We start from the raw sequence: 13,469 nt of genomic DNA, 5'->3' as shown, positions 1-13,469 counted from the left end.
TTGTTCCGGAGGCAGTCCAGTTCGAAGATCGCGGACCGCAATCGCGCGATCACTCTTCCCTCGATGGACGACAGCGGACAAAGATGGTCGACATGGCAACTTCTCGCGACATCCTCCGGCTGACTGCGTTCAGTTCGGATCCGGCCGGCGGTAATCCGGCCGGCGTAGTGCTCGACGCGCGTGGACTCGACGACTCCGAATTACAATCTGTTGCAGCCGAAGTCGGGTATGCCGAGACGGCGTTCCTCATCGAACCGGTGCTCGGAGGCAACCCGCGCCACAGCCGGATCCGGTACTTCTCCCCTATCGCCGAAGTACCGTTCTGCGGTCATGCCACTATTGCGACGGCCATCGCTCTCACCGAGCGAGACGGTGAGGGAACCTTCACATTCGAAACACCGATCGGACCGGTATCCATCGACACGGCGACCGACGAGGACGGAAGGTCCACCGCGACCTTCACCAGCGTCGAACCGTCGGTCTCGCCGATCGATCACGCCGTGCTGACAGCGCTGCTCGGGCTCATCGGCGTCGATTCGTCTGCGCTCGACGCGCGGTATCCCGCAATGCTCTCGTACGCCGGCAACACGCACCCGATTGTCGTACTTCGTGATCAGGCAGCCTTCGACGAGTTCACCTTCGATCCATCCGCAATGCGAACTCTGATGGACGCGCAGGGGTGGGCGGGCACGGTGACGATCCTGCATCCCCTCGACGACAACACCTTCGAAGCTCGAAATCTGTTTCCGGTGGGAAACATCGTCGAGGATCCCGCGACCGGGTCCGCAGCGGCGTCGACCGGCGGTTACCTGCGCAAACTCGAACCCGCGGCCACTCCGCGGCGGATCACCATCCACCAGGGCCGACACGTCGGGCGACCCAGCGTTCTCGCGGTCGAGATCCCGGTCGACGGCGGTATCGCGGTCACCGGCACCGCCGTGCCGACAGACGACCCCCGGTAACCACCAGCGATGAGTTTCTCCCGGCCGGCGGGTCTATTCACCAGAGCGACGTCACAAGAGCATCGCATCGAGCCGGGAGAACATCATGTCTGCAATCGCTTCAACCGCACACAACCTCCACCTCACCAAGCCGCGTGCCGTACTCGGCGCCACGGTCATGGCCCTCGTCGCCAACCTGATCCTGTGGTTGATCGGCCTGGCATCGGGCGGATCGTTCGAGATGACAGATCAGGGAAAGGTGGCGAGCGTAGCTCCCGGCGGGGTCATCACACTTACGGTAGTGCCGTTGCTGGTCGGTTTGTCGCTCGCAATGTTGATCTCACTGAAGTGGGAGCCGATCATCCGCATCGCTCAGGTCGTGGGTGCAGTGTTTGCGCTCGGCACCATCGCCCTGACGATCGCCGCGGACTTCGACGCCGCCAGCACGGTCACGCTCGCGCTGATGCACGTGGTTGTCGCCGCGAGCGTGGTCGTCGCGCTCGAGGCCGTACGTCGGTCTCCGTCGAACTAGACCGCGGTAGGCGGCGCGGAATACGTCTCGACGATCTCGGCTGCCACGTCACGCAACTTGGTGTTCGTGGTCTGAGACTGCCTGCGCAGCATGTGAAATGCGGTGTCGGCGTCGATCCGATGGATGGCCATCAGCATGCCTTTGGCCTGTTCGATCGGCGCCCGAGTCTCGAGCGCGCGTTGCAGGGCGTCAGCTACGGCCTTGGCAGATTTGAAACGGGAGAAGTCTCCGATCGCGCGTGAGACTGTGGTCGTGAGAATCTCCATGACTTCCGCGTCGACGCTGTCGAAGGCCGCTGGGGCACGTCCGTACAGGTTGAACGAACCGAGTCGCTGATCCGGCGTGAAGAGCGGCGCCGCGAGAAAGGACTTGATCCCTTCGTCCTTCGCGGCCGCCGCGAACCGCGGCCAGCGTTCTGCGCTGGTCTCGGAATCAACGACTACGGTTTCACCGGTTCGAGCCGCATGCAGACATGGTCCGTCGCCGGCGTCGTATTGCTCGATGTCGACGCGCAGGGTCCGCGAATCGGTGTGAACGGCGGTGTAGGTCTGCCCGGCAAGATCGATGGTGACGCCGATGCTGTCGGCGCCGTCGATGGCGTCGTTCGCGATTTCGACGGCGCGCTGGAGCAAAACCACGAGTTCGTCCTCGTCGCCGATACTTCCTCCGAGCGCTGCCAGCAACTCCCGGACCGCGCTTGCAGTCAGCCGAGTTTCCGCAGCCTCGACGGCGACGTCAGCACCCGTTGCCGTCGCATCGTCCGGCATTACCGACGGCACCGAATCCTCGGTTCTCGGGTCGAAGCCTCTGGGGTCGAAAGCGGTATCCACGACGAAGCATTCTTCCAGCTACCCGGGCCGTCAGGAGAGTGAGTTCGGTGACAGAACCCGGCAAACCGCCGAGTCGTCATCGCCATCGGTCGAGCGCGAGACCCAGATTCCGCCTCGCCCGAGTGTGTTGGCCACGAACCGCGTCCGGACTTAGTTCCAGGACAACTGCGATCTGTGGATACGTCATGCCCTCCACTTCCCGCAAGACCCAGGCGGCGCGCTGACGCAGCGGTAGACGATCGAGTTCGGCTTCAAGAGCGTCGAGAAATGCTGTGCCGCAGACTTCTTCGCTCGGATCACGCAAACGGGGATCAGCTTCTTCCCGGAGTTCGTCCAGATCGGCGGCGCAGGAGCCGACTTTTCGATAGAAATCCGAGATCTTGCGAGAACAGATCGCGAACAACCAGGTCTTGGTGCTCGAGCGCCGCTGAAACCCCGGAAGTTGGCGCCACGCAGCGACGCAGGTTTCCTGGACGATGTCGTCGACGTCACTCTCGCTCGCGAGCAGTCGACGGGCAAATCGATACAAGTGCGGGCCGTATCGGCGGACGATGAGGTCGAAGGCCGCGTGATCGCCGAGCATTGCCGAGTCGACCAGCACCTCGTCACTGAAGTCGGTCAGCAAGCCGTCGAATTGATCTGTCACCGCGCACACTCCTACTAGGGAGCCGTCGCGGGAGTGAGGCCTGGCTATTCTACCGCGTCCACGTCGACGCCCGCGGGAGCGCTCTCAGGCTTCGAGTGCGGAGGCAATGACGGGAAGCCCGATAGGCGCCCCACCGTTGATCAGTTTCTCGAGTAGATCCTGATCGAGGTGCTGCTCGACGAGATCAGCGAGAAGGTCGAGTTGTTGTTCTCGCACCGCGGCAACCGCGGTGTCGGGTGCAGCAACAAAACCGGGAACCGCGAGCTCACGCAGCAGGCTGCGCCGAAAGTCGTCACTTTCCAGGAGACCGTGCCAGTGTGTCCCTCGAACAGGCCCTCGCACACTGCCTTCCGGCATACCGCTCGAGTCCGCCAGCAATGGGAGGTCCCCGTTGCGCACGACGCGTCCGTGATGAATCTCGTACCCGGACACCGAGATACCGTCTGCCGTACCGGTCATCTGCGCCAGCACCTTGTCCGGAGCGAACTCGACATCGAGGTCCAGCAGACCCAGTCCCGCGGTGGTCCCTGATCCTGATTCGACGTCGTCGACGATGGAATTACCCAGCATCTGGTAACCGCCGCAGATTCCCAGGACTGCTTGCCCGCGACCTGCTCGCGCGACGATCTCGTCGGCCAGGCCGGTACTTCGCAACCACTCGAGGTCACTCACGGTGGACTTACTACCGGGGATCACCACGAGGTCCGCGTCGCGAATCCGCGACGGATCGGTCACCCACGAAACTGCCACGCCCGGTTCACATGCCAGTGCCTCGACGTCCGTGGAGTTGGAGATGCGCGGGAGCCGAACCGCAGCAACGGTGAGCCAGGCCGAACCGACGGGTGGGCCCGGGCGCCCTACCGGGGCATTGCCGGTGACGCCAAGCGAATCCTCGGCGTCGAGCCAAAGATCGTCGGCAAACGGGATCACTCCGAGAGTGGGTCGACCGGTGAGGCTGCGCAGTTGTTCCAGTCCGGGTTCCAACAGTGCAACGTCACCGCGGAATTTGTTGATCACAAATCCCGCGATCAATGCCTGGTCGCTCGGCGAGAGCACAGCAACGGTCCCGAACAGATGGGCCAGGACGCCGCCGCGATCGATGTCACCGACGACGACGACCGGAATCCGCGCAGCCTCAGCCAATCCCATGTTGGCAAGATCCGTTGCGCGCAAGTTGATTTCGGCCGGTGAACCGGCGCCTTCACAGATCACGACGTCGAACTCGGATCGAAGCGATTCGAGATCTTCGGCCACGACGGCGCGAAGCCACTGCCGATGCTGCATATAGTCGCGAGCACCCACTGTGGTCATCGCCTTGCCCCGAACGACCAGTTGCGAAGTGCGGTCACTTCCAGGCTTGAGCAGCACGGGATTGAATCGAACACTCGGCTCCAGACCGCATGCCCGCGCCTGAAGTGCCTGCGCACGGCCGATCTCTCCGCCGTCCAGCGTGACCACGGAGTTGTTCGACATGTTCTGCGCCTTGAACGGCGCCACTCGGACGCCTCGACGCGCCAACATGCGACACAATCCGGCCACCAGAACGCTCTTGCCTGCGTCGGACGTTGTGCCGGCTACCAGCAGAGCGCCGCGCATCTCCGAACTCAAGGCAGGGTGAGAATCTCTGCACCGGTCTCGGTGACCACCAAGGTGTGCTCGAACTGCGCCGTCCACTTACGGTCCTTGGTGACGACGGTCCAGCCGTCCTCCCAGATCTCGTAGTCGATACCACCGAGGTTGATCATCGGTTCGATCGTGAAGACCATGCCCGGTTCGATGATCGTCTCGACCGCGGGCTCGTCGTAGTGCAGGATCACGAGGCCGTTGTGGAAGGTCTCGCCGATTCCGTGTCCGGTGAAGTCCCGGACGACGCCGTACCCGAACCGATGGGCGTAGGACTCGATGACACGTCCGATCACGTTGAGCGCGCGGCCGGGCTTGACGGCTTTGATGGCCCGCATCGTCGCCTCGTGTGTGCGCTCGACGAGCAAGCGGTTCTCTTCGGACACGTCACCGGCGAGGAATGTCGCATTGGTGTCGCCGTGTACCCCGTTGATGTACGCGGTGACGTCGATATTGACGATGTCGCCGTCCTGGATCACAGTCGAGTCGGGGATTCCGTGGCAGATCACCTCATTGAGAGACGTGCAGCACGACTTGGGAAAGCTCTTGTAGCCCAACGTCGACGGGTATGCACCGTGGTCGAGCATGAACTCGTGTGCGATGCGGTCGAGTTCGTCGGTCGTGACACCGGGAGCGACAGCCTTGCCGGCTTCCTGCAGCGCGCCTGCAGCGATCTTGCTGGCGATGCGCATCGCCTCGATCGTTTCCGGCGTCTGAACCCAGGGCTCGTTGCCCTCTTTGGCGGTCGGCTTCCACGCGTACTCGGGCCGCTCGATCTTCGAGGGCACAGCGAGGACGGGAGAGACGGTTCCAGGGACCAATGGGGTACGCACAGACATGCAGAACAGCCTAGACCTCGCGTCGCGCGTCAGCCGGATGCACTCCAGTTCCGGAAAACCGGGTCGACGAGAATTCTGACGGGGGTCGACATCGTCTGTCCGAATTCCTCGAAGAGCACGTCGCGAGATTCGAAGGTGCCCAGATCGCGGTCGACGAATTCGGAGAAGTCCAAGCAATCACACGAAACAGACTTGCCCCAACTGATCGGAGCGCGTCCGATCGCGTCGAACAGTGTCTCCTCGCCGGTATTCGTGAACGGTTCGAGCGCTGAGACCACCGCAGGTGAAACGATCTCGGAGATGTCCTGCCAGCGTCCGTCGACCAGAAATTCCGGCCACGCCAGCAGCACTGACTTCGGAATCACCGCATGTAGACGCCGAAATCTCGGGTACCAGAATTCCCCGCGTAGTACGAGACCGCGTACTCGGGTGGCGATACCTCGGCGGCGAGCCAACGCTTCGACGATAGCCAGTCTCTGACTGCAGGATCCGCGCTCTCGACTCAATGTCACCGAGACGGGTTGCCGGTCGTCGAGGCCGTACACCGGCCGAATATTTGCAACGACGCTGCGATGCGCCGACACCAGGAACTCCTGCGCCGACTGGATCGCACCTTCTGCAATGTCCTCGTAGAGGCGGGCCACGTCGTCGTGGCCCCAGTCGAGGATCGGAGTTGCGGCCACATCGCCACCCGACGCGTCGTGGCGGATGTCACCTTTGCGGATTCCACCGAGCAGTACGCACGTCATGTCTCAACCGTAGTGCGCGACCGGAATCGGTGGAGCCTGACAGAATCCCAACCGTGAAGAAATGGCTGTTGTTGATCACCGCGATCCTCACCGAGGTGTCTGCGACGCTGTCGTTGCGCGCCGCCCTCGATCACCCGGCTTGGTACATCGTGGTCGTCGGCGGATATCTCGCAGCATTCACCGCCTTGTCGTTCGTCCTGCGGGAGGGCATGGGACTCGGTGTTGCATACGGAATCTGGGGCGCAACCGGAGTTGTCCTGACCGCAGTATTCGCAACGGCCCTTTTCGGAGATCCTCTGACGGCCACCATGGGCGTCGGGATTGCACTGGTCATCGGCGGAGTGCTGTGCGTCGAACTCGGCTCCCAGGCTGCCGCCGACAGCGGGCCGGCGGACCCAGCATGACCTTCGTATTTCTGATCGCTGCAATTATTTCCGAGGTCACCGCGACGTTGTCACTACGGATGGCGTCGCAGGACGGCAGCGACAAACGATGGCTCGCGGTTGTCACCGTGGGGTATCTCGCCGCGTTCGCCTTCCTGACCCTCGCGCTCGACGCGGGCCTCACCATCGGCGTCGCCTACGGAATCTGGACCGCATGTGGAGTGGCGTTGACGGCAATCGCATCCCGCATTCTCTTTCGCGAACCGCTGACCAGGCTCATGATGGTCGGGATCGGCCTCATCGCGGCAGGCGTGCTTCTCATCGAACTCGGTGCGAGTCACTGATCGCTGCACACATCAGTGTAAGGTTTACCTAACTTTGCTCTGGAGGTAGTCCACGGTGCTGATCCCTGCCCTTCGTGAAATCGCCGACGGTCCACAGCTGGACGACGATTCCCACTTACGGGAATCCGACCGCCACACTCCGATGGCGCGCGCTGTCCCGGCGCCGTTCCAACTCACGACGTACATCGTCGAGACCGACCACATCACCCGGTGGCCAGAGCACGCTCACATCGAGCACGAACTGATCTGGTCCGACCGCGGTGTCGTCAACATGATCATCGACAATCAACTCTGGACCGTCACGCCCGGCGTCGGCCTGTGGATCCCCCGCGGGGTCCTCCACGAAGGTCAGGCAAATCCCCACGTCGCATTCCGCGCCACGCTCTTCACCCCCGAGCTGTGGACCCCCGCCTGGAACGAACCGTGCATCGTGACACTGAGTGAGGCAGCCCGGGCACTGCTGATACACCTCGCCCACACCGGAATGCCTGCAGAACAACGCCTTCGGGCTCAGCAGGTTTGTGTCGATCTCCTCACCCCGGCATCGGCACCTCACTTCGACGTACCGATCCCCCGAGATCCGCGGCTACGGATGCTCGTCGACAAAGTGCTGTCGGATCCCGCCGACGATCGATCACTCGATCAGTGGGCTCACGTTCTCAATCTCAGCCGACGTACGGTCACCCGGATTTTTGCCGCGGAACTCGCCTTGAGCTTTGCGCAGTGGCGCACTCTGGTTCGTATGAGCACGGCCCTCGGCATGCTCGGGACCGGAATGAGTGTGAACGCCGTCAGCCGCCGTGTCGGTTACGGGACGTCGAGTTCCTTCATCGCCGCTTTTCGCAAGACGGTCGGCTACACCCCCGGCAATGCGCTCGCCGCTGTCAACTGACTCGAGCCTGACCTGTTGTCGACATCGGCTGGCCCCTTCGCTACACGCACGCGCCCTACATTCACTTAGGTAAGCCTGCTCTCATGCGCGTACTGCGCTGAGTCGTGCAAGCACTTCCCTGATCAATCCCGAGGAGTTTCGCGTGTTCAGATCTGCCCGTCAGAGAATTCGTCCCCAGCGGAGGCGACGAATCGTTGTTGCGCTCATGCTGGCGGCGGCACTGCCTCTGACCGCCTGCACACAGTCGTCATCGGACGCCCAGGAAAACAATTCATCGGCATCCGCCGTCGAGGACGGCGCCTATCCCGTGACGATCAAGCACGCTTTCGGCGGGACCACCATCGACAAGGAGCCGACACGGATCCTCACCCTCGATTCCGCAGCGGCAGACACGGTCATCGCCCTGGGTGTCACTCCGATCGCGATGCAGAAGGACTCTTGGGCCGGCGACGCCGACGGGTTCCTGCCGTGGACCCGCGCCGAACTCGAAAAGTCGGGCCAGACGCTGCCCACGCCTGCGCCGTACTACTCCGACAGCGGCGAGCTACTGTTCGAGCAGATTCTCAATGCCGCGCCTGATCTGATTCTTGCCCCGTACTCGGGCTTCTCCGAGCAGGATTACCAGCGCCTGAGCTCGATCGCCCCGACCCTCCCGTACGACACCAAGCCGTATCAGCCCAGCTCGTGGCAAAACCTCGCCACCGATGTCGGCAAGGCACTCGGGCGTCCCGCTCAAACCGCGGCGCTGATCAAGTCGGTTGAGGAATCGGTCCAGGAATCGAAGGCGAGTCATCCCGAATTCAACGGAGTCACTTTCGCCTTCGGTTCCTACATCCGTGAAGGAGAAACCGAAACCGCCATCTACGGTCCGGACGATCCGCGCGTCAAGTTTGTCGAAAACCTCGGGCTCACAGTCGCTCCCGACGTGGTGAACGGCGCCAAGAACTTCGCCGGCGACTCGTTCCTTTTCGGCATCAGTATGGAAAAGCTCGACACGATCAACACCGACGTGTATCTCGGTTGGGCAAGCGATCAGTCGGAAGTCGACAGCACATTGGCCAACACTCTGTTCTCGCGGTGGCCGGTCATCGCCAACGGCAAGGACCTGTGGATCACCGACAATCGCCTGACTGCAGCGACAATGTACGTCAGCCTTCTGAGTGTTCCGTGGGCGACCGACGAACTCGTGCCACAGTTGACCGAACTGGTCGCAAAATAGCAGCCCGCTCGGTCTGATCAAGCAACTGAAGGCCACTCACCGCGAAGTGTCGCGAAAACTACGGTGTCGGTCCACTCGTTCTTGATCCACGCGTTCTGCCGAAAATGTCCCTCTCGCCTCATACCGATCCGCTGCGCGAGTCGCGCCGAGGATTCGTTTCTCGAATCCATTCGCGCGACCACGCGGCGCAATCGGGGTGTCGCGAACGCGAGGTCGATCAGAGCGGTCACTGCTTCCGTCGCGAATCCTCGGCCGCCGAACTCGGGCGAAAATGCCCACCCGAGTTCGGCGGTGTGCTCGACTTCGGCTGTGCAATCAGATTCTTCGACTCGCCAAGCACTCACGCTTCCGACAACCCGGCCCCCGTACTCGACAACAAGTGCCACCGCGCCCGATGCCAGGTCGCGGCGAGACATTCTGGTCTGCACGGCCTCCCGAGCCTCCGCGAGACTCCAGGGTTCGTTGAGCAAATATCGGCATACGTCGCTGCGCCCGTAGAAGGTGAGAAGATCCCGGTGATCGCCTGGGCGGTAGGTACGGAGCACCAGTCGGTCCGTCCGGATCACACCCGGTGCAGGCCTCATCGCCACACCTACGTCCGCCATATCCATGCCGTCACGGTAGGTTCTTTCGAATTCGTAGGCGAATGAATATCGCAATGCTGTGCAGCGCTCAATGTTTGATTTGCCCTCCGACGGGCTACTTCACCACCGTAAAAGGTCGGGACAGGGAAATATGCCAGGCTATTTCGCGCTTGAAATCTAGGGGCGGTCATGTCCGAGGATTCACTGGTAAAGCAGGGTGTGGCAAAAGGAAGCGCGCTGGGCGGAGCCGTTCTCCTCATCACAGTCGGCGTGCTCGAAATCCTCCAAGGCATCTCGGCGATATCGGAGGACGACGTGACGGTCGTCGGCCCTGAATACGCGTACCAATTCGACCTCACCTCCTGGGGATGGATTCACCTCGTACTCGGCGTGCTCGTCACCGCTGTCGGAATCATGCTCTTCACCGGCGCGACGTGGGCACGGGTAGGCGCGATAGTCACCTGTTCTCTGTCGATCCTCGCGAATTTCCTGTGGCTACCCCACTCGCCGTGGTGGTCGATCATCATCATCGCACTCGACGTATTCGTCATCTGGGCCGTCGCGACCTGGAATCCCGAGGTCATCTGAGGTCACCCGCCGAATAATCTTCGCAGTTCAGCATTTCAACTGTGCGCCAGTAGTTTCCGTCCCGGGAGGACCATCATGGCAAACGGCACGAGCGACGGACCACTCCAGGAGGACGAACGTGCCGAACTAGCCCGGTTGCGCGAAGAGGTAGCAACACTTCGCGAGCAGACTCCCAGCGCCCGCGAAACGACCGTCGAGAAAGTCTCCCGACCACCTCGACATGGGCTGCGGTGGACCGCGGTGACAATCCTGCTGGTGCTGGTCGCACTGCTCGCAGTCTTGTCGGTAACCACCCGCTTCGTACGTAGTCAGATCCTCGACACGGACCGCTACGTCAGCACGGTAGCGCCACTGGGTGAGAATCCAGCCGTGCAAGCGGAGATCACGAATCAAGTCACGGACGAGATCTTCGATCGCGTCGACGTCGAAGGGCTCACCACCGAGGCACTCACGGCATTGACGGATGTGTCGAATCTCGAAGCCAACGCGCCTCGCGTGGACCAGGCGTTGGTGGGTTTGGCACCGGTGATCGCCGGCCAGGCGAAGAGTTTCGTCCACGACACAGTGGCCTCGCTCGTTCGGACGCAGCAGTTCGAAGACCTTTGGATTCAGGCGAACCGAGCGGCGCACAACTCCCTCGTCGCCGTCATGACCGGAAACTACGGACCCGACTCGGTCGAGGTCGACCAGAGCGGAACGGTCAGCATTTCACTGAGCACGATCATCGACCGGGTGAAAACGGCGCTGACCGACCGCGGCTTCGCTTTCGCAGACAAAATCCCGTCCGTGGACAAGGAGTTTGTTCTCTTCCAGTCCCCCGAGCTGGTGAAGGCGCAGCGAGCCGTCTCGGCACTCGACAAGGTCTCGGCGGTGCTGCCGTGGTTGGGAATTGCTTGCGCAGCAGCCGCTGTCGCCGTTGCGCCAACCGGTCGCAGGCTTCGTACGCTGTCCCTGGTCGGACTGTCGATTGCGTTGGGAATGCTTGTTCTTGCGATCGGAATTCTGATCGGGCGCGCAATCTACCTCGACAGTGTCCCTACCGATATCCTCTCGCCAGACGCCGCCACCGCTGTCATCGACACAGTTCTGGTTCCGCTTCGGACGAGCCTTCGCGCGGTTGCGGTCCTCGGTGTGGTGGTGGGGCTCGGCGCCTACCTGATCGGTGGGTCGTCGTCGGCGATCGCCGTTCGTCGAGGCTACGGGCAGGCGTTGGACTTCGTCCGGCATTCTGCAAGCGGCCGAACGCCGAATCAGGTGGAGCGGTGGGCCAATCAGCTTCGTGTCCCACTGCGCTGTGCCATCATCGGCATCGCCGCCCTGTTGCTGCTCTTCTGGCGCTACCCCACCGGATTGGTCGTTGGTTGGATCGTCGTCATTGCGCTCGTTGCTCTCGTCGCACTGGAAGTATTGGTTCGTCCCGCACGCGCCGCCGCGCAGGACGCCGGGCCTGGCGACGGCGGAACCGACGACGCCAGGCCCGGGGCAGAAGATACGAAAACTACGCCAGCGCCTTTGCCTTGATGGCCTGGAATTCCTCTTCGTTGATCGCGCCTGAGTCGAGAAGCTCTCTGGCGTCGGCGATCTGCTGAGTCGGCGATTTCCCGGCGACCTTTCGAATGTAATCACTCTGCGCGTGTATGTGCTCTTGAGCGGCTTCCATCGACCGCCTCGTCATTCCGTCATTCTTGACGACCACGTAGATCATCGCGGACAGGAATGGAATGACGAAGAGGAATATCATCCACAACGCCTTGGCCCAGCCCGAAGTCTCGTGATCACGGAACAAGTCGGTGATGATCGAGAACAACACGCTCAAGTACGCCACAAAGGCAAAGCAGACGAAGATGAACCAGAAGAATTCCCAGAAGCCTTCCATGTCAACGCTCCCTGTACTCGGTTTTACACATCAGGAGTTCGGGAGGCTGACGTTCCGCGCCTGAGCTCCTGCATTCGGCCAGAACTCCCTGGTCCAAGGTCATTTCAGTATGCGCCGACGATCCCCGTTCCGGCTACAGCTCGAGAGAGTTCAGACTCGCCGACCGCTCATCCATTATCGGAATCACGATTCTCCGATCCGAGATCTCTTGTCTGGCCGCTTTTTCGACCAGAAGAGGCACGAAGTCGCGGATCCGACATCCCGCAAAACGCTGGTGAATTGTTCGCACTCTGTTTTCGATCTCCGGTGGAGGAACGGCGGGATAGCGGGAAATGAGGCGAGTGATCACCCGCTCGACGTGGAGCAACTCTTCGTCGCCAGTCATCCATTAATGGTCGTCCGTCCAGCCGAGCACGTCAAGACTCGGAAAGGGTTCGAAAACAACACGATTCGGGTCTCGATTGCGAAGAGAATAGGTTCACCGAATATGGGGCATACACATAAGGGCGGACGGTTCCCCGCGCGCTCGCGTTGCGCTCATGATGCCAGGGAGTGGAAGTGGGAAAGAACGCTCGGATTCTTCACGACGGCACCCCGTCAACCCTTACCGACGACGCGCCGCCCGTGGCAGAAAAGCCGATGAAGAACAAGGTGTACCGCCGCAAACTCAAGCCGTTGCACGGCGAACTCGTGGCTTTGCAGGAGTGGGTCAAATCGTCTGGAGCCAAGGTCTGCATCGTATTCGAAGGTCGAGATACCGCGGGGAAGGGCGGTGTCATCAAAGCCATCACCGAGCGAGTGAGTCCGCGAGTGTTCCGGGTCGTTGCGTTACCCGCCCCGACCGAGCGAGAGCATTCGCAGATGTATGTCCAGCGCTACGTCCCGCATCTTCCGGCTGGCGGTGAGATCGTCATCTTCGACCGAAGTTGGTACAACCGTGCCGGTGTAGAACGAGTAATGGGCTTTTGCACCGAAGAACAAGCACATCAATTTCTCCAGCTCATTCCGACCGTCGAACGCGCGATCGTCGAATCGGGAGTCATTCTGCTCAAGTACTGGCTCGAGGTCAGCGAAGAACAGCAGCTCTTACGTCTGCAGAGCCGGATCGACGACCCTCGAAAGATCTGGAAGCTGTCGAATCTCGATCTGAAGTCGTTCAGTCATTGGTACGACTACTCGCGTGCCCGCGACGAGATGTTTCGCTTCACCGACACCGGCTGGGCGCCATGGTATGTCGCAAACAACAATGACAAGAAACGCGGACGACTCAACATCATCAGCCACATTCTGAGTCAGATCCCCTACGACCCCGTGCAATCCACGGACATCACCCTGCCGAAACGGCAGAAGGCTCACGGCTACCAGACGCCCAAACAACCGCTGCACTGGATTCCGACCCGGTATTGACGATCGCCAAGGAAAG

The 13,469-nt window shown here is 61.5% G+C and carries 17 protein-coding genes; 9 read left to right on the top strand and 8 right to left on the bottom strand.

Going from position 1 to position 13,469, the window contains the following annotated elements; genetic code table 11:
- The first annotated feature begins 92 nt into the window (after positions 1 to 92).
- Together RHP72_RS12470 and RHP72_RS12465 are read left to right on the top strand one after the other, a co-directional pair.
- Complete coding sequence (locus RHP72_RS12470) at positions 93 to 962, top strand: PhzF family phenazine biosynthesis protein (RefSeq protein ID WP_250887560.1); 870 nt, start codon at positions 93 to 95, stop codon at positions 960 to 962.
- 85 nt (positions 963 to 1,047) lie between these two features.
- Entirely contained in the window at positions 1,048 to 1,473 is a 426-nt protein-coding gene (locus RHP72_RS12465) for a DUF6069 family protein (RefSeq protein ID WP_007734977.1), read from the top strand.
- On the opposite strand, the gene RHP72_RS12460 is transcribed toward RHP72_RS12465, so the two are convergent.
- The 5 genes from RHP72_RS12460 to RHP72_RS12440 all read right to left on the bottom strand — a co-directional run bounded on the left by RHP72_RS12460 (position 1,470) and on the right by RHP72_RS12440 (position 6,160).
- The gene (locus tag RHP72_RS12460; protein WP_311094735.1) at positions 1,470 to 2,303 is read right to left on the bottom strand and encodes a GAF and ANTAR domain-containing protein; all 834 of its coding nucleotides are present in this window, start codon (positions 2,301 to 2,303) and stop codon (positions 1,470 to 1,472) included. The genes RHP72_RS12465 and RHP72_RS12460 overlap by 4 nt on opposite strands.
- A gap of 76 nt (positions 2,304 to 2,379) precedes the next feature.
- Positions 2,380 to 2,949, bottom strand: a complete 570-nt coding sequence (locus tag RHP72_RS12455; RefSeq protein ID WP_311094734.1) for an RNA polymerase sigma factor — start codon at positions 2,947 to 2,949, stop codon at positions 2,380 to 2,382.
- 84 nt (positions 2,950 to 3,033) lie between these two features.
- Entirely contained in the window at positions 3,034 to 4,545 is a 1,512-nt protein-coding gene (locus RHP72_RS12450) for a cobyric acid synthase (RefSeq protein WP_064688757.1), read from the bottom strand.
- A gap of 8 nt (positions 4,546 to 4,553) precedes the next feature.
- The gene (gene map / locus RHP72_RS12445; protein ID WP_007734970.1) at positions 4,554 to 5,411 is read right to left on the bottom strand and encodes a type I methionyl aminopeptidase; all 858 of its coding nucleotides are present in this window, start codon (positions 5,409 to 5,411) and stop codon (positions 4,554 to 4,556) included.
- Positions 5,412 to 5,440: 29 nt separating this feature from the next.
- Positions 5,441 to 6,160: a transglutaminase domain-containing protein gene (locus RHP72_RS12440; protein WP_003942747.1), complete on the bottom strand. Its 720-nt coding sequence runs from the start codon at positions 6,158 to 6,160 to the stop codon at positions 5,441 to 5,443.
- Positions 6,161 to 6,213: 53 nt separating this feature from the next.
- Between RHP72_RS12440 and RHP72_RS12435 the strand changes: the two genes are divergently transcribed.
- The 4 genes from RHP72_RS12435 (at position 6,214) to RHP72_RS12420 (ending at position 8,998) form a co-directional block, all read left to right on the top strand.
- A complete protein-coding gene (locus RHP72_RS12435; RefSeq protein ID WP_003942817.1) occupies positions 6,214 to 6,564 on the top strand; it encodes a multidrug efflux SMR transporter in 351 nt (116 codons plus the stop codon).
- On the top strand, positions 6,561 to 6,887 hold the full coding sequence (locus tag RHP72_RS12430) for a multidrug efflux SMR transporter (protein ID WP_003942819.1): 327 nt from the start codon (positions 6,561 to 6,563) through the stop codon (positions 6,885 to 6,887). Before RHP72_RS12435 ends, RHP72_RS12430 begins: the two co-directional genes overlap by 4 nt.
- A 55-nt stretch (positions 6,888 to 6,942) precedes the next feature.
- Complete coding sequence (locus tag RHP72_RS12425; protein ID WP_058038643.1) at positions 6,943 to 7,779, top strand: AraC family transcriptional regulator; 837 nt, start codon at positions 6,943 to 6,945, stop codon at positions 7,777 to 7,779.
- 142 nt (positions 7,780 to 7,921) lie between these two features.
- Positions 7,922 to 8,998, top strand: coding sequence for an ABC transporter substrate-binding protein (locus RHP72_RS12420; RefSeq protein WP_232508949.1), 1,077 nt, complete (start codon positions 7,922 to 7,924; stop codon positions 8,996 to 8,998).
- Between the two features lie 17 nt (positions 8,999 to 9,015).
- On the opposite strand, the gene RHP72_RS12415 is transcribed toward RHP72_RS12420, so the two are convergent.
- Entirely contained in the window at positions 9,016 to 9,609 is a 594-nt protein-coding gene (locus RHP72_RS12415) for a GNAT family N-acetyltransferase (protein ID WP_050656477.1), read from the bottom strand.
- A gap of 162 nt (positions 9,610 to 9,771) precedes the next feature.
- On the opposite strand from RHP72_RS12415, the gene RHP72_RS12410 reads away from it, so the two are divergent.
- A complete protein-coding gene (locus RHP72_RS12410; protein WP_311094733.1) occupies positions 9,772 to 10,170 on the top strand; it encodes a hypothetical protein in 399 nt (132 codons plus the stop codon).
- Between the two features lie 75 nt (positions 10,171 to 10,245).
- On the top strand, positions 10,246 to 11,691 hold the full coding sequence (locus RHP72_RS12405; protein ID WP_070161885.1) for a hypothetical protein: 1,446 nt from the start codon (positions 10,246 to 10,248) through the stop codon (positions 11,689 to 11,691).
- Here the strand turns inward: RHP72_RS12405 and RHP72_RS12400 are convergent.
- Together RHP72_RS12400 and RHP72_RS12395 are read right to left on the bottom strand one after the other, a co-directional pair.
- Positions 11,669 to 12,046 (bottom strand): SHOCT domain-containing protein, encoded by a 378-nt coding sequence (locus RHP72_RS12400; protein WP_007734948.1) that lies wholly within the window; start codon positions 12,044 to 12,046, stop codon positions 11,669 to 11,671. The two genes, RHP72_RS12405 and RHP72_RS12400, sit on opposite strands and share 23 nt — an antisense overlap.
- Positions 12,047 to 12,179: 133 nt before the next feature.
- On the bottom strand, positions 12,180 to 12,431 hold the full coding sequence (locus RHP72_RS12395) for a three-helix bundle dimerization domain-containing protein (protein WP_007734945.1): 252 nt from the start codon (positions 12,429 to 12,431) through the stop codon (positions 12,180 to 12,182).
- Between the two features lie 191 nt (positions 12,432 to 12,622).
- Here RHP72_RS12395 and ppk2 point away from each other — a divergent pair, with 191 nt between their 5' ends.
- Positions 12,623 to 13,453, top strand: coding sequence for a polyphosphate kinase 2 (ppk2, locus tag RHP72_RS12390; RefSeq protein ID WP_311094856.1), 831 nt, complete (start codon positions 12,623 to 12,625; stop codon positions 13,451 to 13,453).
- Positions 13,454 to 13,469: the final 16 nt, after the last annotated feature.

Source organism: Rhodococcus sp. SG20037, from assembly GCF_031763325.1.
Lineage (GTDB): Bacteria > Actinomycetota > Actinomycetes > Mycobacteriales > Mycobacteriaceae > Rhodococcus_F > Rhodococcus_F qingshengii.
The sequence above is the reverse complement of the archived record's forward strand: the minus strand, read 5'-3'. Positions and strand labels throughout refer to the sequence as shown.

Bases quoted from the DNA above. Each gene is read 5' to 3' on its own strand.
- RHP72_RS12470 (WP_250887560.1), top strand. From the start codon at position 93: ATGGCAACTTCTCGCGACATCCTCCGGCTGACTGCGTTCAGTTCGGAT.
- RHP72_RS12465 (WP_007734977.1), top strand. From the start codon at position 1,048: ATGTCTGCAATCGCTTCAACCGCACACAACCTCCACCTCACCAAGCCG.
- RHP72_RS12450 (WP_064688757.1), bottom strand. From the start codon at position 4,545: ATGCGCGGCGCTCTGCTGGTAGCCGGCACAACGTCCGACGCAGGCAAG.
- map (WP_007734970.1), bottom strand. From the start codon at position 5,411: ATGTCTGTGCGTACCCCATTGGTCCCTGGAACCGTCTCTCCCGTCCTC.
- RHP72_RS12440 (WP_003942747.1), bottom strand. From the start codon at position 6,160: ATGACGTGCGTACTGCTCGGTGGAATCCGCAAAGGTGACATCCGCCAC.
- RHP72_RS12430 (WP_003942819.1), top strand. From the start codon at position 6,561: ATGACCTTCGTATTTCTGATCGCTGCAATTATTTCCGAGGTCACCGCG.
- RHP72_RS12415 (WP_050656477.1), bottom strand. From the start codon at position 9,609: ATGGATATGGCGGACGTAGGTGTGGCGATGAGGCCTGCACCGGGTGTG.
- RHP72_RS12410 (WP_311094733.1), top strand. From the start codon at position 9,772: ATGTCCGAGGATTCACTGGTAAAGCAGGGTGTGGCAAAAGGAAGCGCG.
- RHP72_RS12405 (WP_070161885.1), top strand. From the start codon at position 10,246: ATGGCAAACGGCACGAGCGACGGACCACTCCAGGAGGACGAACGTGCC.
- RHP72_RS12400 (WP_007734948.1), bottom strand. From the start codon at position 12,046: ATGGAAGGCTTCTGGGAATTCTTCTGGTTCATCTTCGTCTGCTTTGCC.
- RHP72_RS12395 (WP_007734945.1), bottom strand. From the start codon at position 12,431: ATGACTGGCGACGAAGAGTTGCTCCACGTCGAGCGGGTGATCACTCGC.